Here is a 22,162-nt window from a genome sequence, read left to right as displayed (position 1 = left end):
CAATATTCCTGTACCGATGTGTAGTGCGATGTGGGGACGGAGAAGGTTAACTCAGCCAACTGTTGGACATGTTGGTTCAAGCTTGTAGTCGTGCCTGGTAGGCAAATCCGCCGGGCTTAGATGAGGAGTGATAACGAGTCTGCTTGCAGACGAAGTGAGTGATACCCTGCTTCCAGGAAAAGCCACTAAGCTTCAGCTACACACGACCGTACCGCAAACCGACACTGGTGCGCGAGATGAGTATTCTAAGGCGCTTGAGAGAACTCAGGAGAAGGAACTCGGCAAATTGACACCGTAACTTCGGAAGAAGGTGTGCCTTTAGTAGGTGAAGTCCCTTGCGGATGGAGCCCAATGAGGTTGCAAAAAATCGGTGGCTGCGACTGTTTATTAAAAACACAGCACTCTGCAAACACGAAAGTGGACGTATAGGGTGTGACGCCTGCCCGGTGCTGGAAGATTAAATGATGGGGTGCAAGCTCTTGATTGAAGTCCCAGTAAACGGCGGCCGTAACTATAACGGTCCTAAGGTAGCGAAATTCCTTGTCGGGTAAGTTCCGACCTGCACGAATGGCGTAACGATGGCCACACTGTCTCCTCCTGAGACTCAGCGAAGTTGAAATGTTTGTGATGATGCAATCTCCCCGCGGAAAGACGGAAAGACCCCATGAACCTTTACTGTAGCTTTGTATTGGACTTTGAACAGATCTGTGTAGGATAGGTGGGAGGCTTTGAAGTAGGGTCGCTAGATCTTATGGAGCCAACGTTGAAATACCACCCTGGTGTGTTTGAGGTTCTAACCTAGGTCCATTATCTGGATCGGGGACAGTGCATGGTAGGCAGTTTGACTGGGGCGGTCTCCTCCCAAAGCGTAACGGAGGAGTTCGAAGGTACGCTAGTTACGGTCGGACATCGTGATGATAGTGCAATGGCATAAGCGTGCTTAACTGCGAGACTGACAAGTCGAGCAGATGCGAAAGCAGGACATAGTGATCCGGTGGTTCTGTATGGAAGGGCCATCGCTCAACGGATAAAAGGTACTCTGGGGATAACAGGCTGATACCGCCCAAGAGTTCATATCGACGGCGGTGTTTGGCACCTCGATGTCGGCTCATCTCATCCTGGGGCTGTAGCCGGTCCCAAGGGTATGGCTGTTCGCCATTTAAAGAGGTACGTGAGCTGGGTTTAAAACGTCGTGAGACAGTTTGGTCCCTATCTTCCGTGGGCGCTGCAGATTTGAGGAAGCCTGCTCCTAGTACGAGAGGACCGGAGTGGACACACCTCTGGTGTATCGGTTGTCACGCCAGTGGCATTGCCGAGTAGCTAAGTGTGGAAGAGATAACCGCTGAAAGCATCTAAGCGGGAAACTCGTTTCAAGATGAGATCTGCCGGGGCCTTGAGCCCCCTGAAGAGTCGTTCAAGACCAGGACGTTGATAGGTCGGGTGTGGAAGCGCAGTAATGCGTTAAGCTAACCGATACTAATTGCTCGTGCGGCTTGACCCTATAACTTTGATGTACGCAAGTACTTCAAGGAAGTTATGCCAAGTTGACGCATTCAAATGACCATCTCAAAGTGAGATGGCGTCGTAAAAGACAAGCTGATTAGCTCTATAAATTGGTTGCCCAGACCTCTGGTCTGGGTGACAACAAGTTATGCCTGACGACCATAGCGACTTGGTACCACTCCTTCCCATCCCGAACAGGACAGTGAAACGAGTCAGCGCCGATGATAGTGCGGATCCCCGTGTGAAAGTAGGTCATCGTCAGGCTATTACAGCCGAAGAAACCCCACCAGTGATGGTGGGGTTTTTTTTCGCCTGTGGTTTTTGATGTGTCACTGGGAACCATCTAGTCTCCTTATCCATGCCGATTCTCGTTCCGCGATCGTGTTGAGAAAGTGGGCCGTGCAGCCTTTCAGCTGAGCAAGTCCACTAAACGTCTCAAAGCCCTTTTCCAAAAGGCTTTGAAGTGCTGACAGATTCGCTGCGCGAGCGGGTAGGCGCATCGCCCTTAGGGTAAATCTAACCCCGCGCATGGTCGTTATGCGGTCCAGCCTATTGCCTAATTCCAATACCATTTCTAGTTGTTGCGTTCTCTGTGCTGAAAGTCCGCTCGTACGCCAGGCTACCGCATAGGTCCCGCTATCCAACGGCATTTGGCTAGGTCTGTAGCCCAATGATTCCATAGCTTCGGCCATTCTTGTGTCTAGCAGTTCGGTCAGCGCGTGGAGTTCAGCGAGGTCTACGGCCATCTCAAGGATGTTCCTTGGAAACATCCGCTCGACAGACGCCGCAATGCGTTCAAACTGTCGATCACGTTGCGAGAAGTCTTTATCCCCATAGATCTCTTTGAGAAAAAAATCACAAGGAGGGCCATACACCTCACTAGCGAGCAGGTCGTGGTAAGTGTGTTCAAAGCGCTTGCTTTGAAATGCTTTCAGCGCACGCAGAGTCACGCCGCGTGATCGGTGAGATTCGTTAGAGCTACGAAGTAGCGCGACCTCATGAAATGCCCGGTGTATCTCTTCGGCGCCTGCATGTTTTTTCATGCTGTCCATCTTAGGAAGGCTTGACGCTTGAAAACCTCACTAAATCCGAATTAAAGCCCTTGCTCTACGAAAATCAAGGGAAAACCCTTACAGTCAGTGGCATGTACCACCCAAGGAATTACGACAAAAGATCACCGGTGGCCGAAAATTCAGGTGCTGTGCGTGCAGCAAAAGAGACAGGCATAGCGGTCAGCATACGAGCTTTGGGTCCTAATCACCGCGAGCGCTTAAGGAAGCATCTGTTAGCGCTGGAGACTGCAGATCGTTTCCTACGGTTTGGCTACGTCGCCACCGACCAACAGATTTCTGCGTATGTTGATCGCTTGGACTTTATCAACGATGCTGTATTTGGGGTCTTTAATCGCCGACTTCACATTGTTGCAATGGCGCACTTGGCTATCTGTAACTCCCCGAATGGTCCCCCAGTAGGCGATTTCGGCGTTTCAGTGGCCCCGTCGCTACGGGGTCATGGAATTGGCGGCAGGCTCTACGAGAGAGCCGCTTTGCACGCTTGCAATGAGGGTGTCGAGGTGCTTCAGATACAAGCACTCGCCGAAAATGGCGCTATGCTGGCGATAGCCCGCAAGCGGGGTGCGACCGTACACCGGCAAGGTTCAGAATCAGAGGCCTATCTGAAGCTGCCCCATCCTGATCTCGAGTCACGGTTGCGTGAGTTGGCAGGAGAGTATTTGGCGGGTTTGCACTACAGCCTCGTGGCCCAAAGCCGTATCTGGGTGGAAATGTTAAAGGGCTTTCAGAGCGTACGCAGCCGGGCCATTGCCGCTGCAAAAATATGTTCGCCTTAGTGCTTACGTGGGTCGGATCCTAAGATCCGCTATCCTTGAGGCTTCGAAACCACCGCCCGAAATGGGCAAACCCTAGTGTCTGATCCGCATCCAGCGCGCCATCTCGAACGAGAGGACAAGCGCACCCTTCTCCAGAAACTCGCCGAATTCCTCCACCCCGGGCCAGATTCCACTGCGGAATTGATTGAGACACTGGCGGAGGCGGAAGACAATAACATCATCGGCGCTGAGTCGCGAGTCATGCTAGAGGGCGTTATCCGGATGGCAGACATGACCGCGGGCGACGTGATGGTTCCTGCGACCCGCATGGACCTGCTGGACATTCACGCTACGCCGGATGAGCTGATGCACAAGGTCATAGATACCGCACACTCGCGCTTCCCTGTTTACGACGGTGAGCGCGAGAACATCATTGGCATTCTGATGGCCAAAGACCTGCTTAAGCTGCAGCGCGCGCCCGAGCTCAACATCCGTGCCCTCTTGCGTCCCGCCGTTTTCGTTCCGGAGTCCAAAGGGTTGAACGACCTCTTGCGCGACTTCAGGGGCAACCGCAATCACTTGGCCATCGTGATCGATGAGTTCGGCCGTGTCGCTGGCCTCATCACGATTGAAGACGTGCTCGAACAAATCGTCGGGGAAATTGAAGACGAATTCGATATCGCCGAGGACGAAGGCGATATTTTTGCACTGGCCGATCAGACTTACCGGGTAAGTGGAGACACCACACTCGAACGCATCAATGAGGCGTTTTCCCTCACCATGCGGGGAGAAGACCCTGAGGACGACTTTGACACCATCGGCGGCCTGATTGCCCACGAAATGGGCCACGTGCCTAAACGCGGAGAGCGCTACAGCCTGTGTGGACTCGACTTTACCGTGCTGCACACCAAAGGTGGCGCGGTGAAGTGGTTCAAGGTTTCACATACGCCAGCACCTGGCATCACTGACTGATGCCGTTCGTACGCCGAGGCCAGCGCCGACTGGATGCGCCTCCTTGGATGACGTTTGCTATTCTATTTATAGCGGCATGCGCGCAATCTATGAGCGCTAGCTGGCCAATTGATGCATATTTCTCAAAGGGGCAGCTCTTTTGGTGGATGCAGCCCATTGCTCTGGCTATTTTGGTTTTGACAGCGACACAGGCGCGAAGTCCGAAAGCAGCCGCCCTATCGGCGTGGTGGTTCACCACCGTATGGCTCAGCACCACTTTCTGGTGGTTGTATGTGGCGATGCACACTTATGGCGGCTTGCCATCGCTGCTGGCCGTAATCGCAGTGGTCTCGTTGGCAGCGGCGTTAGCCACTTACTACGCAGGCGCAGTCTGGGCTTGGCGTCGCTGGGCACTGGGGACTAACTGGGGCGCGACTGTAGGCTTTGCGGCCCTTTGGCTCATGGCTGAAATGGCGCGCGGCACTTGGCTCACGGGCTTTGGCTGGGGCGCTATCGGATACGCGCATCTCGACGGCCCGCTGGCTTTCTTCTTGCCTTGGGTTGGAAGCTATGGCGTCAGCGCCTTGGCAGCCGCTTGGGCCGCTTCACTGGCTGTCGCCGTGGCGCGTCGTCAGATAGCACCTGCGGTGTGGGTTAGCGTGCTCTTGATGGCGCCCACGCTGCTACCTGCAGGCGCGAACCAGTGGACTACGCCTACCGGCACTCTGCAGGTCACTCTCTTGCAAGGGAATATTCCCCAAGACGAAAAGTTCGAAACCGGCAGCGGCGTGCCACTCGCGTTGCAGTGGTACCGCGACGCCTTGCTGCAAGCCGAGGGCGATTTGGTCGTCGCACCAGAAACAGCTATTCCACTTTTGCCCCAACAGCTCCCCGAGGGTTACTGGGCCAGCTTAAGCAGCAAGTTCGAGACCTCGGCGCAAGCAGCCCTCGTCGGTATACCGCTAGGGAGCTTCCAGGCGGGCTACACCAACTCGGTGGTCGCGCTCGCCGCCGGTGAAACTGGCTGGCAATACGACAAACACCATTTGGTACCCTTCGGAGAGTTCATTCCGCCGCTGTTCAAGTGGTTTACCCGGCTGATGAATATTCCGCTTGGTGATTTCAACCGTGGCCCGCTCGGGCAGCCCTCTTTGACCGTGAAGGGCGAACGGATCGCCCCGAATATTTGCTATGAGGACTTGTACGGCGAAGAACTCGCGACCCGGTTTACCGATGCCGCGCTTGCACCCACTGTGTTTGCCAATGTAAGTAACCTCGGTTGGTTTAATCGCAGCGTGGCGCTGGATCAGCACCTCCACATTTCACGCGCACGCGCTCTCGAGTTTCAGCGCCCGTTTGTGCGGGCCACCAATACCGGCGCGACAGCTGTATTGAGTCACGAGGGTGTTGTCCAACACCTGTTGCCACCCCAGACCCGCGGAGTGCTGCGAGGTGAGGTTCAAGGCCGAAGCGGCACCACCCCTTTTGCGTGGTGGGCCTCCCGATACGGCCTGTGGCCCTTGTGGCTGATCGCGCTGGCTGTATCGGTCGTCTTGTGGCGGCAACGCGACTCCAATCCCCCTTCCTGATAACACCCTCGCTCCTGCGGTCACCCCGTAAAATGCGTGGTTTACTTGACTGCCTGCCCTGCACCGGCTCTTGCCGGAGATCGCTCTCACACCATGCTCACTTTTCAGCAAATTATTCTTCGCCTCCAGGACTACTGGGATCGCCAGGGTTGCGCGCTCTTGCAGCCCTATGACATGGAAGTCGGTGCCGGGACCTCACACACGGCCACCTTCTTGCGCGCCATCGGCCCTGAACCATGGAAAGCCGCCTATGTGCAACCCAGCCGCCGGCCGAAAGACGGCCGCTATGGCGAGAACCCCAACCGCTTGCAGCACTACTACCAGTACCAGGTGGTGTTGAAGCCTGCACCGGCCAATATTTTGGAGCTCTACCTCGGCTCTTTGGAAGCCTTGGGTTTTGATCTAAAGAAAAACGACATCCGCTTTGTCGAAGACGACTGGGAAAACCCCACACTGGGCGCATGGGGCCTGGGGTGGGAGGTCTGGCTCAACGGCATGGAAGTCACCCAGTTCACCTATTTCCAGCAAGTGGGTGGCATTGATTGCAAGCCCGCTACGGGTGAGATCACTTACGGTCTGGAGCGCTTGGCCATGTATCTGCAAGGCGTCGACAACGTCTACAACCTGCAGTGGACTGACACGCTGAAGTACGGCGACGTGTACCACCAGAACGAAGTCGAGCAATCCACCTACAACTTCGAGCACAGCGACGCCGACTTTTTGTTCACTGCGTTCAACGCGCACGAAAAGCAAGCCAAATACCTGATCGAACAGCAACTGGCTTTGCCTGCCTATGAGCAAGTGCTCAAAGCCGCGCACAGCTTCAACCTGCTGGACGCCCGGGGCGCAATCAGCGTGACTGAGCGCGCAGCGTATATCGGTCGCATCCGCAATCTGGCGCGCAGCGTGGCGCAGTCTTACTACGAGAGCCGGGAGCGTTTGGGCTTTCCGATGGCGCCGCGCGAGTGGATTGAACAGATGCCCAAGAAGGCCGCGTAAGCGCACGGAGAAACTAAGACATGACAACAAAAAACCTTCTGGTCGAACTGTTTGTAGAAGAGCTGCCACCAAAGGCGCTGAAGAAATTGGGCGAAGCGTTCGCCACGGTGCTGGCCGACTCGCTCAAGACACAAGGTCTGGTAGCCGCGGATGCTGCCGTGACACACTTCGCATCTCCGCGTCGTTTGGCTGTACATGTGGCTGCGGTGTCGGCTCAAGCGGCCGACAAAGCTGTCTCGCAAAAGCTGATGCCCGTGGCCGTGGGCCTTGATGCATCCGGCAACGCAACCCCCGCCTTGCTCAAAAAATTGCAAGCCCTGGGCGCCGATGCCAGCGCGGTTTCTACCCTCAAGCGCGCCGTGGACGGTAAGGCGGAAGCCTTGTTCTACGACAGCATGGTCACCGGAGTCACCTTGGTGGACGGCCTGCAAAAGGCACTGCTGGAGAGTATTGCCAAGTTGCCTATCCCCAAGGTTATGAGCTACCAGCTGCAAAGCGGCTGCGAGTTGCCCGGCTGGACCAGTGTGAGCTTTGTGCGCCCAGCGCACGGCTTGGTGGCTTTGCACGGCAGCGATGTGGTGCCGGTGCAAGCCCTCGGTCTGCACGCCGGCAATCACACCGAAGGCCATCGCTTTGAAGCTACGGTGTCGCCCGTAGTGATTACCGATGCCGACGCCTATGCCGCTACTTTGGCCAAAGATGGCGCGGTGATTGCCAGCTTTGCAGAGCGCCGCGCCGACATCGTTCGCCAGCTGGACGCTGCGGCCGCCAAGGTGGGTGGGAACTGCAAACCCATCGAAGATGCTGCCTTGCTGGACGAAGTGACCGCCCTCGTGGAGCGCCCCCATGTGCTGATTTGCGAATTCGAGGCCCAATTCCTCGACGTCCCGCAGGAGTGCCTGATTTTGACCATGAAGGCCAACCAGAAGTACTTTCCGCTGCTGGACGCCGCCGGCAAGCTCACCAACAAGTTTTTGGTGGTGAGCAACATCAACCCCGATGACGCCAGCTTGGTGATTGGCGGCAACGAGCGCGTGGTGCGCCCCCGTTTGGCCGATGCCAAGTTCTTCTTCGACCAGGACCGTAAAAAGACGCTCGCCTCCCGCGTGGACGGTCTGGGCAAGGTCGTGTATCACAACAAGCTCGGCACCCAAGGCGAGCGCGTGGAGCGTGTGCGCGCAATTGCCAAGGCCATTGCAGCCCAACTGGGCGATGCAACACTGGTGGATCAAGCCGACCAGGCCGCGCAATTGGCCAAGACGGATCTGGTCACCGACATGGTGGGCGAATTTCCCGAGTTGCAAGGCATCATGGGTGGCTACTACGCCTTGAACGATGGCTTGGGTGAGACCGTCGCCCATGCGATCGAAGACCATTACAAGCCCCGCTTTGCGGGTGATGCGCTGCCCCGCAACACCGCGGGTGTGGTGGTCGCGTTGGCAGACAAGCTGGAAACCCTGGTCGGCATGTTCGGCATCGGCAACCTGCCGACCGGGGACAAAGACCCGTTCGCCCTGCGCCGTCACGCGCTGGGTGTGATCCGCATGTTGGTCGAAAAAGACTTGCCGCTCGGATTGGATATTGCTCTCGGAGCAGCTTGGGCTGTTTACGAGGATGAGTCCATCCAAGTTGCGTGGAGCAAAGCGCAAGCGGATGCCGCGTCTCAGTCCATGAAGGGCGACGGTGGTGACCGGGTAGTAGCTTATGGTCATTCCAAGCGTTTCGCTGACGAATCCTCGCGTGCTGCTTTGGTGGACTTCATGTTCGACCGCTTGGCCGGCTCCCTGCGTGAGCAGGGCTACAGTGCCCAAGAGGTAGATGCTGTGTTGGCCCTCAAGCCCCAGCGTCTGGGTGATGTCGCCAAGCGCCTGACCGCAGTGCGCGCCTTTGCGGCCTTGCCCGAAAGCGCTGCGTTGGCCGCAGCCAACAAGCGCATCAGCAACATCCTTAAAAAGACCGACGATGTGGACGCACTCGTGAGCGAGGTGTTGTTGCAAGAAGCAGCCGAAAAGGCGCTGTTCGCAGCCATGCAAACCGTGCTGCCCCAGGCCCAGAGCCAGTGGCAAGCTGGTGACTACACCGCCTCGCTGCAGTCTTTGGCAGCTTTGCGCCTGCCGGTTGACGCCTTCTTTGAAGATGTCATGGTCAACGCAGAACAGCTCGATCTGCGTCTGAACCGCTTGGGCCTGCTCAAGAGCCTGCACGTGGCGATGAACCGCGTGGCCGACCTGTCCAAGCTCGCGGCCTGACCGAAAGCGCTGTATGAAACTCTGCATTCTCGACCGCGACGGCACCATCAACGAAGACAGTGCGGAGTTTGTGAAGAGCTCTCACGAGTGGCGCCCCTTGCCGGGCGCTTTAGAGGCCATCGCCAAACTCAACCATGCGGGTTGGCGTGTGGTGGTGGCGACCAACCAAAGCGGCCTGGGGCGGGGCTTGTTTGACGTGGTGTCGCTCAACGCCATGCACGCCAAAATGCACACCATGCTGGCAGCGGTGGGGGGCAAAGTGGACGCCATTTTTTATTGCCCCCATGCACCCGACGACAACTGTCGCTGCCGCAAACCCGAGCCAGGCTTGTTTGAGCAGATCGGCGAGCGCTTCGGTGTTGACTTGCATGGCGTGCCAGGCGTGGGCGACTCGGCTCGCGACCTGATTGCCGGTGCTGCGGTCGGCTGCGAGCCCCACCTAGTACTGACCGGCAAAGCCGCCGCGCTGCGCGGTCGGCCACTGCCCGACAACTACCCGCCGGGCACCCGCGTCCATGACGATCTGATGGCTTTTGCCGATTACCTGGTAACCCGAACATGAGCGGCATGCCCCCCGTTGTATCTATCCCCACACACAAAAAGCCCAACTGGCTGATTGCTGTGTTGCGGTCGTGCCTGCACATGCTGTGGATGTTGGTGACCGTGATCCCCTGGGGCATCATCATGGTGGTCGCCTCGATCCGGGTGCGCGGCAAGCCGCTGTGGTGGATGGCGGTGCGCTGGCTGGGCTGGGCGATTGGCGGTGCCCGCGTGCTGCTGGGTATCCGCACCCGCGTGATCGGTTGGGAAAACCTGCCCACCGGAGACACCGCGCCGGCCATTTTGCTGGTGAAGCATCAGTCAACGTTCGAGACGTTTTTGATGCCCACCTTGATGCCGCACCCGCTGGCCTATGTGTTCAAAAAAGAACTGCTTTATGTGCCGTTTTTTGGATGGGCCATGGGGCGTTTGGACATGATCCACATAGACCGCAGCCAGCGTGCCGAGTCTTTCAGTAAAGTGGTGGAGCAGGGCAAACGCCTGTTGGAGCAAGGTATCTGGGTCATTATGTTTCCCGAGGGCACCCGGATCCCGCGTGGACAGGTGGGCAACTACAAGCTGGGCGGCACCCGCCTCGCCGTGGCAACCGGCGCGCCGGTGATTCCGGTCGCCGTGACCAGCGCCAAATGCTGGCCCCGCAAAGCCTTCATCAAAACCCCCGGCGTAGTGGAAGTGTCGATTGGAAGACCCATTCCCAGCGAAGGCCGTGACCCCAAAGATTTGATGCAGGAAGTACAAACTTGGATCGAGGCTGAAATGCGCCGCCTGGACCCCGAGGCTTACCCAGCCAAAGACTGAAGCAGGTCCGCGCCATGCATCCGCTGCTGCGCTTTACGCTCGATCTTTTTGAGCCTTTTGAGGCTCCCGCCCCGGTAAATACTGCGCCTATAGCTCCTAAAAGAGTAGCAAAAAGACGCTCGCCCGTCGCTGCCCCTGATTCGGCGGCCGGCGTAGTGACGGGGGCACCCCCAGTAGAGCGGGGGCCCTTTGAGCCCGGTCAGCCGATTGCCCAAGCTATCCAGGTTGTCCACTACAGCCACCCGCAGGCCAGTCGCGAAGTACGGCTCGACGGTGCGGTGGTGCGCTACGCCTTTGCCCGAGGCAAGCGCCGAACCATCGGTTTCTCTGTCGGGCCTGATGGCTTGGCGGTGCGGGCGCCCCGCTGGACGCCGTTGTATGAAGTAGACGCGGCGCTGCAAGAAAAGGCCGAGTGGATCCTGCGCAAACTGCGCGAAACCCGCGAACGCACCACCCGCCAGCAAGAAGCGCAAATTGAATGGGCGCAGGGTGCCGAGTTTCCGTACCTCGGGGTGCCGGTGCGCATTGCGCTGGATTCTGCACATGCGTTCACCGCCAAAGGTGCTGCGCTGGATGCGCAGGCAGACGACGCGGGTGTGCGCAGTTTGCGGGTCGCTCTGCCGCAAACGGCCACAGCAGCGCAAATCCGCGATGCGGTGCAGGCCTGGCTGATGCGAGAGGCCAAGGCCTTGTTTTTGCAGCGTCTGGAGTACTTTGCGCCGCAGTTGCAAGTGCAATGGAAAAAACTCAGCCTGAGCAATGCGGGCACCCGCTGGGGCAGTGCTAAAAGCGATGGCTCCATTCGCCTCAACTGGCGCTTGATTCATTTCAGGCTGCCGGTCATCGACTACGTGGTGGCCCACGAGTTGAGCCACTTGCGAGTCATGGACCACAGCCCCCGCTTCTGGGACACGGTGCGCACCGTCGTGCCTGATTACGCTGAGCTACGCCACACCCTCAAGGACCCGGCAATACCCAAGTGGTGAGGCCCTGAGCCGCCCCTGCGGGCTTGCGGCTCTCCGGTGTGGAATCTTTTGATTCATAATTGACGTTTACGTAAACGTCAACTTTCTACGGCCCGGCCGTAGCTGTACCGCACCATGAGCACCACCTTCAGTATCAGCGACCTGGCCAAAGAGTTCGACCTGACCACCCGCGCTATCCGCTTCTACGAGGACTTGGGGCTTTTGCAGCCCGAGCGCACGGGCCCCGGCGGGCGCAACCGGGTGTACAGCGGGCGGGATCGTACCCGCCTCAAGCTCACCCTGCGGGCCAAGCGCCTGGGCCTGAGCCTGACCGAGGCCAAAGACATCATCGAGATGTACGACAGCCCGCGCGACACCGGCGCGCAGTTGCAAAAGTTTCTGGACGTGTTGGCCGCCCACCGCAAACAGGTCGAAGAGCAAATGGCAGACCTGCAGGCCAACCTCGATGAGATCAAAGTTCACCAGCGTGAGGCCAAGGCGCTGCTGGCTAAAAGCGAGGCCCACGCCGACAAGGTCTCCGGCAAGCCGGGCTCCAAGACAAGTAATAAAGCCCCTGTGAAACCAGCCCACAAACCGGCTGCCAAAGTGCCAGGCAAAGCGACTGGCAAAAAAACCGCACAGGCCTGAGCGCTGTGCCGCGCGTCATCGCGCCGACTCATAACCCCATTACAACGAGGAGACCACCATGAGCAACCTGCCCGGACTGAACTACCAACTCAGCGAAGACATTGACGCCCTGCGCGATGCCGTGCGCGAGTTCGCCCAAGCCGAAATCGCCCCCCGCGCCGCGGAGATCGACCGCAGCGACCAGTTCCCCATGGACTTGTGGCGCAAGATGGGTGACCTGGGTGTGCTCGGCATCACCGTGGGTGAGGAATATGGCGGCGCCAACATGGGCTACCTCGCCCACATGGTGGCCATGGAAGAAATCAGCCGCGCCAGCGCGTCGGTGGGCCTGAGCTATGGCGCGCACAGCAACCTGTGCGTGAACCAGATCAAGCGCAACGGCACGCCCGAGCAGCGGGCCAAGTACCTGCCCAAACTCATCACCGGTGAGCACGTGGGTGCCCTGGCCATGAGCGAACCGGGCGCCGGCAGCGATGTGCTGAGCATGAAGCTCAAGGCCGAAGACAAAGGCGGCTACTACCTGCTCAATGGCAACAAGATGTGGATCACCAACGGCCCGGATGCCGACACCCTGGTCGTCTACGCCAAGAGCGAGCCCGAGCTGGGTGCACGCGGGGTGACCGCCTTCCTGATCGAGAAGTCCATGCCTGGCTTCAGCATCGCTCAGAAATTGGACAAGCTTGGCATGCGTGGTAGCCACACCGGCGAGCTGGTATTCAACAACGTGGAAGTGCCGCTTGCCAACGTGCTGGGGCAGGTCAATGGCGGCGCCAAGGTGCTGATGAGCGGCTTGGACTATGAGCGCGCGGTGCTCTCTGGCGGGCCGCTGGGCATCATGCAGGCGGTGATGGACAACGTGGTGCCCTACATCCACGACCGCAAGCAGTTCGGCCAAAGCATCGGCGAGTTTCAGCTGATTCAGGGCAAGGTGGCTGATATGTACACCGTGCTGCAGGCCGGCCGGGCCTTCGCTTACACAGTGGCGAAAAACCTGGACTTGTTGGGCGTCGAGCATGTGCGCCAGGTCCGCAAAGACTGCGCTTCGGTCATTTTGTGGACCGCTGAAAAAGCCACCTGGATGGCGGGCGAGGGTGTGCAGATTTTTGGTGGCAACGGCTACATCAACGAGTACCCACTGGGGCGCTTGTGGCGCGACGCCAAGCTCTATGAAATCGGAGCGGGTACCAGCGAGATCCGCCGCATGCTCATAGGACGGGAGCTGTTCGCTGAGACAATGTAGGGGCTATGAAACATGCCATTGCCCGTACCCTGACCCTTTTACTCAACGGCAGCCTGCGCGGCCTGATGCGCGCCTGGGTGCTCATCGTGCCCTTGGTGGTGGCGTTGAGTGTGGTTCGGTGGGGGCAACTGGCGTATTTTTGGCCACAAGACTTTCACGCCGCGGGTGCAGACCTCGCCGCGGTCGCATTGCAAGGCTTCCGCTTCGACCTGAAGGTTAGTGCAATCGCGGGTTTTTTGCTGTTGTTGGTGTTGCCTTGGGCGCCCTCTGCGTTGTACCGGCGCCTGGTGACGGGGTTGGTGTTGCTGTTTGTGTTTCTCGGCTTCATCAACCTTCATTACTTTGGCTTTTACAAAACGCCGATCGATTCGGTCGTCTTTGGTCTGTTTGAGGATGACACCGCAGCGGTGCTTCAAACCATTTGGCACGATTTCCCGATTGTTGGTACGTTGATCGCGGTAGCCGTAACCACGGTGCTGGGCATAGCGGTTCACCGCATGGCCGCGCACGCTGTGCAACCGGACACCGTCTTGCAGCACCGCAGCGTTGGGTTGCGGCTGGTGGTGGTGGCGGTGGCGTTGCTGGCATTGTTGTTTGCAGGCAAGGGCACCCTCCGGCAAATGGCACTACAGCGCCAGCACCTTACAGTGACCACTTCGCAGTTCTTGAATGACATGGTGCCCAATGGCGTCATCGCACTCAAATACGCATGGGACAACCGGCGCCAATCGCAGAACTTGTCGGATCCGCTGGTGGGTCTCAAGGCGCTGGGCTTTGACTCGCCACAGGCCGCAGCACAGGTGCTGGGCCTGCCCCATGCTACCGAGGCCGAGGTGCGTGACGCCCTCTACCGCCACGACCCGTTGCCTGCCACCACCGCGAAAAAAAATCTGGTGTTCTTTTTGATGGAGTCCTGGAGCGCGGAGCCCATGCTTTACCAGAGTCCCACTTTCGATGTGCTGGGTCGCATGGCACCCACCCTGGATAAAGCCTGCCATTTCAGCAATTTCGAGTCGGCGCAGCCCGGCACCCACCCGTCGCTGGAAGCCATTTTGTTTTCCTCGCCCATCACCCCGCTCACTATGGGCGATGCCGGTCGCAAGCCCTTGCCCTGGGGCGTGGCGCAGGTAGCCAAGCAGGCGGGTTATGACACTTTGTTTGTGACCTCGGCCCGATCCGGCTGGCGCGACCTGAACCGGGTGTTAAAAGTTCAGGGTTTTGACGAGGTCATTGATGCCAACAACCTGAAGGCCGACTACCCCGAGGCCACGGTAGGCCTGTGGGGCGTGTGGGACAGCTTCGTCTACCGCTACCTTGAAAAGCGCATGGCTGCCCAACCCAAGAATAAGCCCTTGTTCGTGTTCGTGCTCACGGCGACCAACCACCCGCCTTACGACTTGCCCGCCGACTACCAACGGGTGCCTTTGGACATGGCGCAATGGAAGGGCGAAACCAGCGAGGCCACCTTGGTGCCCAACCTCGACACCTACCGCTACGCACACGACCTGCTGGGCGCTTTTGTGCAGACCGTGCAACAAGGCCCGCTCAAGGAGAACACCATCGTGGCGGCCACGGGCGACCACAACGTCCGCTCTTTCGGGGTCTATGCCGATGCCAAGCGCCGCTACCTCATGCGGCAGGTACCCTTTGTCATCTGGGGCGACAAGCTGCAGTGCGGCAACCAGCTGACGCAGCCCGCCAGCCACCGGGACATGTTCAACACCCTGTTCCCCTTGGCTGGCATTGAGGGCGGCTATGTGAACTCGGGCCGCAATCTGCTCAAGCCGCTGCCGGCGCAACCCGACCCCATGAATGCGCCGCGCGGCCTGTTTTTTACCGGCGAGGCGCGCAACGCCCGGGGTATGTGGCAGCTGGGCAACCCTAAGTCTTTTGTGTGCACCGCGGCCACGCCGCCGGCGCAATGTGAATTCAACGCGCTCGACGATCAGCAGGAACGTGCCCGGTACGGACTCCTCGACTGGAATGTGCGCATCTCTCTTCAGAAATAATCACGGCTATGACAGACAAACTCAACGACCTTTTTTCCCGCAACCGCACGTGGGCGGCGGAGATGGAGCGCACGCGCCCCGGCTTTTTTACCGGACTGGCTAACCAGCAAAAGCCCAAGTACATGTGGATCGGCTGCTCCGACAGCCGCGTCCCTGCCAACGAAATCATCGGCTTGGCACCGGGCGAAATTTTTGTGCACCGTAACGTAGCCAACGTGGTGGTGCACTCCGACCTGAATGCTTTGTCTACCATCCAGTTCGCGGTGGAGCGGCTCAAGGTCAAGCACGTCATGGTCGTGGGCCACTACGGCTGCTCGGGCGTGCAAGCAGCACTCGAAGGCGCCCGCATCGGCCTCGCCGACAACTGGCTGCGCCATATTCAAGACGTGCGGGACCGCCATCGCGATGTGCTCGACCTGATCCCCGAACACGGCAAGGCGGCGGCCCTGTGTGAGCTCAATGTAGTCGAGCAAGTGGTCAATGTGGCCCAGAGCACCGTGCTGCAAGACGCTTGGGCCGCCGGGCAGGAAGTGACCCTGCATGGCTGGGTGTACGGCGTGCACGACGGCCTGGTGCAGGACCTGCACATGACGGTAGGCCGCGAGGACAACCTCGATGCGCTGTACCGCGAAGCCATCTCCGGTGTGCGCTTGATGCCGCGCCACGCGCGTTAGGCATCAAATCGAACTCTAGCCCTCGTGGAATATGCGCGGGTAGCTATCAAAAACATAGTGAGCGTTGCGCATGTTCCCCACCCGGCTTGACTCTTCGGTTGCCTACGACATCGCCCGCGCGCTGCTCGATGGCTTCAACCGCCACTACCAACTCTTCCGCACCGAGAGTGCGCGGGCCAAGCACCGGTTTGAAACCCGCGACTGGCATGGCCAGCAGCGCGCCCAGCGCGAGCGCATCGAGTTTTACGGCTTGCGGGTGCAAGAGTGTTCGCGCCGGCTGGAGCGCGAGTTCAAGGCCGGCGAGCAGGGCGCCGAGGTGTGGCAGCAGATCAAGCTGCACTACATCGGCCTGTTGGTGAATCACCATCAGCCGGAACTGGCCGAGACCTTCTTCAACTCGGTGACCACCAAGATCCTGCACCGCAGCTACTTCCAGAACGATTTCATTTTCGTGCGGCCTGCGGTCAGCACCGAGTACATCGAAAACCTCGATGCGCCGGGCGCCCTCTACCAGCCCACCTACCGCTGCTACTACCCCACGGTGGACGACGTGCAGGCGCAGCTGGTGCGCATGGTGCAGGACTTTGACCTGCGGGTGCCATTTGAAGACCTGGAGCGCGATGCCCGCAACGTGCTGGCGGTCATGACCCGGCAGTTGGGCGAGGCCAAACTGCTCGCCAACTTTCAGGTACAGGTGCTCTCCAGCCTGTTCTTCCGTAACAAGGGCGGCTACATCATCGGCAAGCTGATCAACGGCTACACCGAAGCCGGCTTTGCCCTGCCGGTGCTGCACAGCAAAGACGGCCAGCTGCGTATCGATGCGGCGCTGTTCGGGGAGGATGATCTTCTGCGCCTCTTCAGTTTTGCGCGGGCGTATTTCATGGTGGACATGGAGATACCGAGCGCCTATGTGCAGTTCTTGCGCAGCATGATGCCGCGTAAACCCCGCAACGAAATCTACAACGCGCTGGGGCTGGCCAAGCAGGGCAAGACGCTGTTCTACCGCGACTTTTTGCACCACCTGCAACACAGTAGCGACAAGTTTCGTATCGCCGCCGGTATCAAGGGCATGGTCATGCTGGTGTTTGATTTACCCAGCTACCCCTATGTGTTCAAAGTCATCAAAGACTACTTTCCGCACCAGAAAGAAACCACCCGAGAGCAGGTGCGGGCGAAGTACCAACTGGTCAAGCAGCACGACCGTGTGGGCCGCATGGCGGACACCCTGGACTATGGCGATGTGGCGTTTCCGCACGACCGCTTCAGCGACGAACTGATTGCCGAGCTACGGCAGTTTGCGCCCAGCCAGCTTGAAATCAGCGACCGCGATGGCGATGGTCGCATCGAGGTCATCCTCAAGCATGTCTACATCGAGCGCCGCATGATTCCGCTCAATATGTACCTGCAAGAAGCCTTTGATGCAGGTGGCGCGGACCGCAGCAACCAGAGCCCCAAGGCTCTGCGGGCGCGGCACCAGATTGAGCGCTCGGTGATCGACTACGGCTACGCCATCAAAGACATGGTGGCTGCCAACATCTTCCCCGGTGACATGCTGTGGAAGAACTTTGGCATCACCCGCAACAACAAGGTCGTGTTCTACGATTACGACGAGATCGAATACCTCACCGATTGCAACTTCCGCAAAGTGCCCGAACCGCGCAACGAGGAAGAAGAAATGTCTGGCGAGATCTGGTACGCCGTCGGCCCGCGCGATGTGTTTCCGGAAACCTTTGCCCCGTTTTTGCTGGGTAACCCGCTGGTGCGCTACGTCTTCATGCAGTACCACGCCAACCTGCTGGACCCCGCCTTTTGGCAAACGCAAAAGGAGCGGATTGCGGCGGGGTATGTGCACGATGTGTACCCGTATGAGAAAGACAAGCGGTTCGCCCGTAGCTAAGTTGGTTGGCTAAAATAGCCAACACCATCTGAACGAGGCATCCCATGCAAGTCACCGCCACAGAAGCCAAAAACCGTTTCGGTTACGTCTGCGCACAAGCAAAAGCGGAGCCTGTTTTTGTTGAAAAAGATGGCCGCATTGACAGTGTCATTTTGTCAGTGCAGGACTTTGAGGCGCTGAAAGCGGCCAGCCAACCCAAGAACTTGGCGGAGCGCCAAAAGGCGTTCAACCAAACGCACAAGGCATGGATAGACGAGCAAAACGCCCGCTTTGAAAAGAACGGGCTCTGGTGTGATGATCTGCGAGTTTGGTAATGCAGTACGACGTCTACCCCAACCCGAGCCCGCGCATGCGGGATGTGTACCCCTATGTGCTGGACGTGCAAAGCGACCTGCTCAAAGCACTGGCTACGCGCATGGTCGTGCCACTCGCTCTGACCTCCTTGCCCGCCTCCAGCCTGCCGCAGCGCCTGTGTCCGTTGGTGCAAGTTAAGGGCCAGAGTTTGATGTTGGTTCCGTTTGAAGCGGCCCCACTGGACAAGCGGCATCTGAAGTCTAAAGTTACAACCTTGCGTGAACGCGCAGATGACATCATCGCGGCGATGGATGCAGTGCTGAGCGGTGTTTAGGACAGGAACCGGATGGCTATGCGCGCCATCTTTATTCACAAAAGCGATTAAAGGTACGCATCGCTGCTGCGCTACCTGAGCCGTGATCTGGTCTGGTCCGAATGTCATTCTGCTTCGCACGCGAATCTTGAATGGGTTGATCGCAATGGCGCTTGGTGTCTATGCTTTTTGTGGTCTATGGTTCTCCTGGGGATGTTAGTTGTCAGCAATGGGGGACTCTTTTTAGGGTTTGCTCCTTTGTCGTACACTCCGCTCTGCCCGGGGTGCGCAGTGGTTGCGCTGAGATGGATACCAAACCCGTGAACTTGATCTGGTTCATACCAGCGTAAGAAGTGCAGAGCAGTGCCCCCGGCCGTGTACCGTGCGGGCCGTGGCTCATTCCAAGTTTTCGGGGGCGTGTTTTTCTCTTTCTTCGGGCGTTAACCCGGAGATTTCCCAGTGAACGCACCCGACAAGCTTGCCCAGTTCATCCGCCTCACGCGCGAGCCGCTTCCCGCTTCCACCAAACGTTATCTGCAAGGCAGCCGGCCTGACATCCAGGTGCCACTGCGCGAAATCATGCAGAGCAATGGCGAGGCCATTACGGTGTATGACACCTCCGGCCCCTACACCGACCCGCGTGCCCACATCGACGTGCGTTCCGGCTTGCCGCTGGTGCGTGAGCAGTGGATTGCCGGTCGTGGCGACACCGAGTTGTACGAAGGCCGCAAACCCTTTGCGCTGGACGACGGCCTGAAAAACGGCGAGATAGATGCCCTTGCCGCGCTGCGCGCTCAAGCCGCCGGCCTGCAGCGCCAGCCGCGCCGTGCCAAGAGTGGCGCCAACGTCACGCAAATGCATTACGCGCGCAAAGGCATCATCACGCCCGAGATGGAATACGTCGCCCTGCGCGAGAACCAAAACCTGGAATGGCAAGCCCAGTACCTGAGCAATGCGGACCGCGAGAAGCGCCTGGCCGGCAACAGTTTCGGTGCCAGCATCCCCAAGGTGGTGACGCCCGAGTTCGTGCGGGATGAAGTGGCCCGCGGCCGCGCCATCATTCCCGCCAATATCAACCACACCGAGCTGGAGCCCATGGCCATCGGGCGCAACTTCCTCGTGAAGATCAACGCCAACATCGGCAACTCGGCCGTCACGTCCAGCATCGAAGAAGAAGTAGAAAAGCTGGTCTGGTCCATCCGTTGGGGTGCCGACACGGTGATGGACTTGTCCACCGGCAAAAACATCCACACTACGCGCGACTGGATCGTTCGCAACAGCCCGGTGCCCATCGGCACCGTGCCGATTTACCAGGCGCTGGAGAAGGTGGGCGGTATTGCCGAAGACCTGACTTGGGAAATCTTCCGCGACACACTGATCGAACAGGCCGAGCAGGGCGTGGACTACTTCACGGTGCACGCCGGTGTGCGTTTGCCCTTCATCCACTTGACGGCCAACCGCGTGACAGGCATCGTCTCGCGCGGTGGCTCCATCATGGCCAAGTGGTGTATCGCGCACCACAAAGAGAACTTTTTGTACACGCACTTCGACGAGATGACGGAGATCATGCGCGCGTACGACGTCAGCTACTCGCTAGGCGACGGTCTGCGCCCCGGTTCCGGTGCCGATGCGAATGATGAAGCCCAGTTTGCCGAACTGCACACCCTGGGCGAGCTCACGCACAAGGCCTGGCAGCAGGATGTGCAGGTGATGATCGAAGGCCCCGGCCACGTGCCCATGCACATGGTGCAGGCCAATATGACCGAGCAGCTCAAGCACTGCGGCGAAGCCCCGTTCTACACGCTTGGGCCGCTGACCACCGACATCGCGCCGGGCTACGACCACATCACCAGCGGCATTGGTGCCGCCATGATCGGCTGGTTCGGTACCGCCATGCTGTGTTACGTGACTCCGAAGGAACACCTGGGTTTGCCCGACCGCGAGGACGTGAAGACCGGCATCATCACCTACAAGATTGCCGCCCACGTGGCCGATGTGGCCAAGGGTCACCCGGGTGTGCGGGCGCGGGATGATGCGCTGAGCAAGGCGCGCTTCGAGTTCCGCTGGATGGATCAGTTCAACCTCTCGCTGGACCCCGACACCGCCAAGCAATTCCATGACGAAACCTTGCCCGCCGAGGGCGCCAAGGTGGCGCATTTCTGTTCCATGTGCGGTCCCAAGTTCTGCAGCATGAAGATCACCCAAGAGGTGCGCGACTACGCCAAGAACCTGGGCGTGAGCGAAGAGCAGGCGCTGCAGTCGGGCATGGAGGTGATGTCCGGCGAGTTCAAAAAGGTGGGCGGGGAAATCTACATCCCCATCAACCCGGTGAAGGCCGCGACCGACGACACCAAGGCCTGACCATGGCACTGCGCATAGGCATTGCCGGCGCCGGTGTGCTCGGGCGGCTGCTGGCGTTCACGCTCAGCCGCGCGGGCCACGACGTGCAGGTGTTTGACCCCGCCAGTGGCCCCGGGCCGCGTGCGGATTCGGGCTCACAGGCTGCGGGTTGGACAGCAGCCGGCATGCTCAGCCCGGTGGCTGAGCTGGAGCGAGCGGGCGCTGAGGTGTTTGCGCTCGGTGTTCGCTCCTGCCAGCTGTGGCCGCAGATCGTGCAGGCACTGTCTGAGCCAGTAGCCCTGCACATGCACGGCAGCTTGCTTCTGGCACACCGCAGCGATGCGGGTGCTGCCCAGCGTGTGGTCGCCTTGCTGCAAGCGAGGGCCGATGCGCCGAAGCAACCGGAGCCAATCACCATGGATGCCCTGCGTGCGCTGGAGCCTTCTATCCAAGGCCCTGCGTTGGCGTGGTTGCTGCCGAGCGAAGGGCAGATCCATCCCATACAGGCCTTGCAGGCGCTGGCCACCCAAGCCACTGCGCAAGGTGTGCAATGGCACTGGGCTAGTACTGTCCCGGCGGTGGACGCAGGCGCCATCCAGGTCGGTGAAGCACAACATCACTTCGACCACGTGTTCGACGTGCGCGGTGTGGGTGCCAAGCCCGCGCTGCCGGTGCGCGGTGTGCGGGGCGAGGTGTTCTGGTTGCACGCGCCCGGAGTGCCTTTGCACCGCCCGGCGCGCCTGCTGCACCCGCGCCACTCGATCTACATGGTGCCGCGCCCTGGCGATGTGATCGTGGTGGGTGCCAGCGAGATCGAAAGCGAAGACCGCTCGCCAGTGTCCTTGCGTAGCACGCTGGAGCTGCTCAGTGCAGCCCACAGCGTGATGCCCGCACTTGCTGAGGCGCGCGTGGTGCACACCGAGACCAACCTGCGCCCCGCATTGCCCGACAACCTGCCCGCCATTCGCCAGAGCGTAGGCAAAACAGAAATCAACGGCCTCTTCCGCCACGGCTGGCTCATCGCCCCGGCATTGGTGGAGCAGGCATTGCACGAGCTGAAGCTATGACCCTCCGAGACAGCCTGACTACCACCGAGCCGGCAACCTTCACCATCAGGGTGAACGGCACCCCTGAAACCACTTGTGCCCGGACCCTGCAAGCCTGGGTGGACGCACGCGGAGTGCTGCCCGCCGCATTGGCCACCGCCGTCAACGGCAACTTCGTGCCCCGCAGCCAGCGCGCGCAGCAGCCGCTGGCCGAGGGCGACACCATCCTGACCTTTCAACCCATTGAAGGCGGTTGAT

19 protein-coding genes, 2 rRNA genes and 1 riboswitch (1 of these 22 cut by a window edge) are annotated in these 22,162 nt (G+C 59.3%); of the genes, 20 read left to right on the top strand and 1 reads right to left on the bottom strand.

From position 1 onward, the window contains the following. Both U5L73_RS17155 and rrf read left to right on the top strand, forming a co-directional pair. Nucleotides 1-1,501 (top strand): 23S ribosomal RNA (locus U5L73_RS17155); it begins 1,377 nt to the left of the window's first position. A gap of 153 nt (nt 1,502-1,654) precedes the next feature. Continuing rightward, a 5S ribosomal RNA gene (gene rrf, locus U5L73_RS17150) occupies nt 1,655-1,767 on the top strand. Nucleotides 1,768-1,832: 65 nt separating this feature from the next. On the opposite strand, the gene U5L73_RS17145 is transcribed toward rrf, so the two are convergent. After that, nucleotides 1,833-2,546, bottom strand: coding sequence for an FFLEELY motif protein (locus tag U5L73_RS17145; protein WP_322563470.1), 714 nt, complete (start codon nt 2,544-2,546; stop codon nt 1,833-1,835). 20 nt (nt 2,547-2,566) lie between these two features. Here U5L73_RS17145 and U5L73_RS17140 point away from each other — a divergent pair, with 20 nt between their 5' ends. The 18 genes from U5L73_RS17140 to thiS all read left to right on the top strand — a co-directional run bounded on the left by U5L73_RS17140 (nt 2,567) and on the right by thiS (nt 22,161). Beyond that, nucleotides 2,567-3,352, top strand: coding sequence for a GNAT family protein (locus tag U5L73_RS17140; RefSeq protein ID WP_322563469.1), 786 nt, complete (start codon nt 2,567-2,569; stop codon nt 3,350-3,352). 75 nt (nt 3,353-3,427) lie between these two features. Next, nucleotides 3,428-4,303, top strand: a complete 876-nt coding sequence (locus tag U5L73_RS17135; RefSeq protein WP_322563468.1) for an HlyC/CorC family transporter — start codon at nt 3,428-3,430, stop codon at nt 4,301-4,303. Then, on the top strand, nt 4,303-5,871 hold the full coding sequence (lnt, locus tag U5L73_RS17130; protein WP_416221326.1) for an apolipoprotein N-acyltransferase: 1,569 nt from the start codon (nt 4,303-4,305) through the stop codon (nt 5,869-5,871). The genes U5L73_RS17135 and lnt overlap by 1 nt, the downstream gene beginning before the upstream one ends. Nucleotides 5,872-5,964: 93 nt before the next feature. Beyond that, nucleotides 5,965-6,870: a glycine--tRNA ligase subunit alpha gene (gene glyQ, locus U5L73_RS17125; RefSeq protein ID WP_296509318.1), complete on the top strand. Its 906-nt coding sequence runs from the start codon at nt 5,965-5,967 to the stop codon at nt 6,868-6,870. 20 nt (nt 6,871-6,890) lie between these two features. Beyond that, nucleotides 6,891-9,119: a glycine--tRNA ligase subunit beta gene (gene glyS / locus U5L73_RS17120; RefSeq protein WP_322563466.1), complete on the top strand. Its 2,229-nt coding sequence runs from the start codon at nt 6,891-6,893 to the stop codon at nt 9,117-9,119. A 13-nt stretch (nt 9,120-9,132) separates the two neighbouring features. Then, nucleotides 9,133-9,681: a D-glycero-beta-D-manno-heptose 1,7-bisphosphate 7-phosphatase gene (gene gmhB / locus U5L73_RS17115; protein WP_313874139.1), complete on the top strand. Its 549-nt coding sequence runs from the start codon at nt 9,133-9,135 to the stop codon at nt 9,679-9,681. 53 nt (nt 9,682-9,734) lie between these two features. Then, nucleotides 9,735-10,478 carry a lysophospholipid acyltransferase family protein gene (locus U5L73_RS17110; protein ID WP_322563544.1) on the top strand — a complete coding sequence of 248 codons (744 nt, stop codon included), beginning with the start codon at nt 9,735-9,737 and terminating at the stop codon, nt 10,476-10,478. Between the two features lie 14 nt (nt 10,479-10,492). Continuing rightward, nucleotides 10,493-11,464: a SprT family zinc-dependent metalloprotease gene (locus U5L73_RS17105; protein WP_322563465.1), complete on the top strand. Its 972-nt coding sequence runs from the start codon at nt 10,493-10,495 to the stop codon at nt 11,462-11,464. Between the two features lie 114 nt (nt 11,465-11,578). Then, nucleotides 11,579-12,091: a MerR family DNA-binding transcriptional regulator gene (locus U5L73_RS17100; protein ID WP_322563464.1), complete on the top strand. Its 513-nt coding sequence runs from the start codon at nt 11,579-11,581 to the stop codon at nt 12,089-12,091. Nucleotides 12,092-12,149: 58 nt separating this feature from the next. Then, complete coding sequence (locus U5L73_RS17095) at nt 12,150-13,331, top strand: isovaleryl-CoA dehydrogenase (protein ID WP_322563463.1); 1,182 nt, start codon at nt 12,150-12,152, stop codon at nt 13,329-13,331. Between the two features lie 5 nt (nt 13,332-13,336). Further along, nucleotides 13,337-15,340, top strand: a complete 2,004-nt coding sequence (locus U5L73_RS17090) for an LTA synthase family protein (RefSeq protein WP_322563462.1) — start codon at nt 13,337-13,339, stop codon at nt 15,338-15,340. An 8-nt stretch (nt 15,341-15,348) separates the two neighbouring features. Next, entirely contained in the window at nt 15,349-16,014 is a 666-nt protein-coding gene (gene can, locus U5L73_RS17085; RefSeq protein WP_322563461.1) for a carbonate dehydratase, read from the top strand. 70 nt (nt 16,015-16,084) lie between these two features. Continuing rightward, entirely contained in the window at nt 16,085-17,911 is a 1,827-nt protein-coding gene (gene aceK, locus U5L73_RS17080) for a bifunctional isocitrate dehydrogenase kinase/phosphatase (RefSeq protein WP_322563460.1), read from the top strand. Nucleotides 17,912-17,955: 44 nt separating this feature from the next. Continuing rightward, nucleotides 17,956-18,225, top strand: coding sequence for a type II toxin-antitoxin system Phd/YefM family antitoxin (locus tag U5L73_RS17075; protein ID WP_322563459.1), 270 nt, complete (start codon nt 17,956-17,958; stop codon nt 18,223-18,225). Further along, nucleotides 18,225-18,539: a CcdB family protein gene (locus U5L73_RS17070; RefSeq protein WP_322563458.1), complete on the top strand. Its 315-nt coding sequence runs from the start codon at nt 18,225-18,227 to the stop codon at nt 18,537-18,539. The genes U5L73_RS17075 and U5L73_RS17070 overlap by 1 nt, the downstream gene beginning before the upstream one ends. 249 nt (nt 18,540-18,788) lie before the next feature. Next, nucleotides 18,789-18,889, top strand: a riboswitch (TPP riboswitch). Between the two features lie 88 nt (nt 18,890-18,977). Further along, entirely contained in the window at nt 18,978-20,879 is a 1,902-nt protein-coding gene (gene thiC / locus U5L73_RS17065; protein ID WP_322563457.1) for a phosphomethylpyrimidine synthase ThiC, read from the top strand. Nucleotides 20,880-20,881: 2 nt separating this feature from the next. After that, nucleotides 20,882-21,925: an FAD-dependent oxidoreductase gene (locus U5L73_RS17060; protein ID WP_322563456.1), complete on the top strand. Its 1,044-nt coding sequence runs from the start codon at nt 20,882-20,884 to the stop codon at nt 21,923-21,925. Next, nucleotides 21,922-22,161 (top strand): sulfur carrier protein ThiS, encoded by a 240-nt coding sequence (gene thiS / locus U5L73_RS17055; RefSeq protein WP_322563455.1) that lies wholly within the window; start codon nt 21,922-21,924, stop codon nt 22,159-22,161. Before U5L73_RS17060 ends, thiS begins: the two co-directional genes overlap by 4 nt. Nucleotide 22,162 lies beyond the last annotated feature (1 nt).

Source organism: Rhodoferax sp., assembly GCF_034520025.1.
In the GTDB taxonomy this organism is placed as follows: Bacteria; Pseudomonadota; Gammaproteobacteria; order Burkholderiales; family Burkholderiaceae_C; genus Allorhodoferax.
Note: the sequence above shows the minus strand (reverse complement) of the source record. Positions and strands in the feature narration are given on the sequence as shown.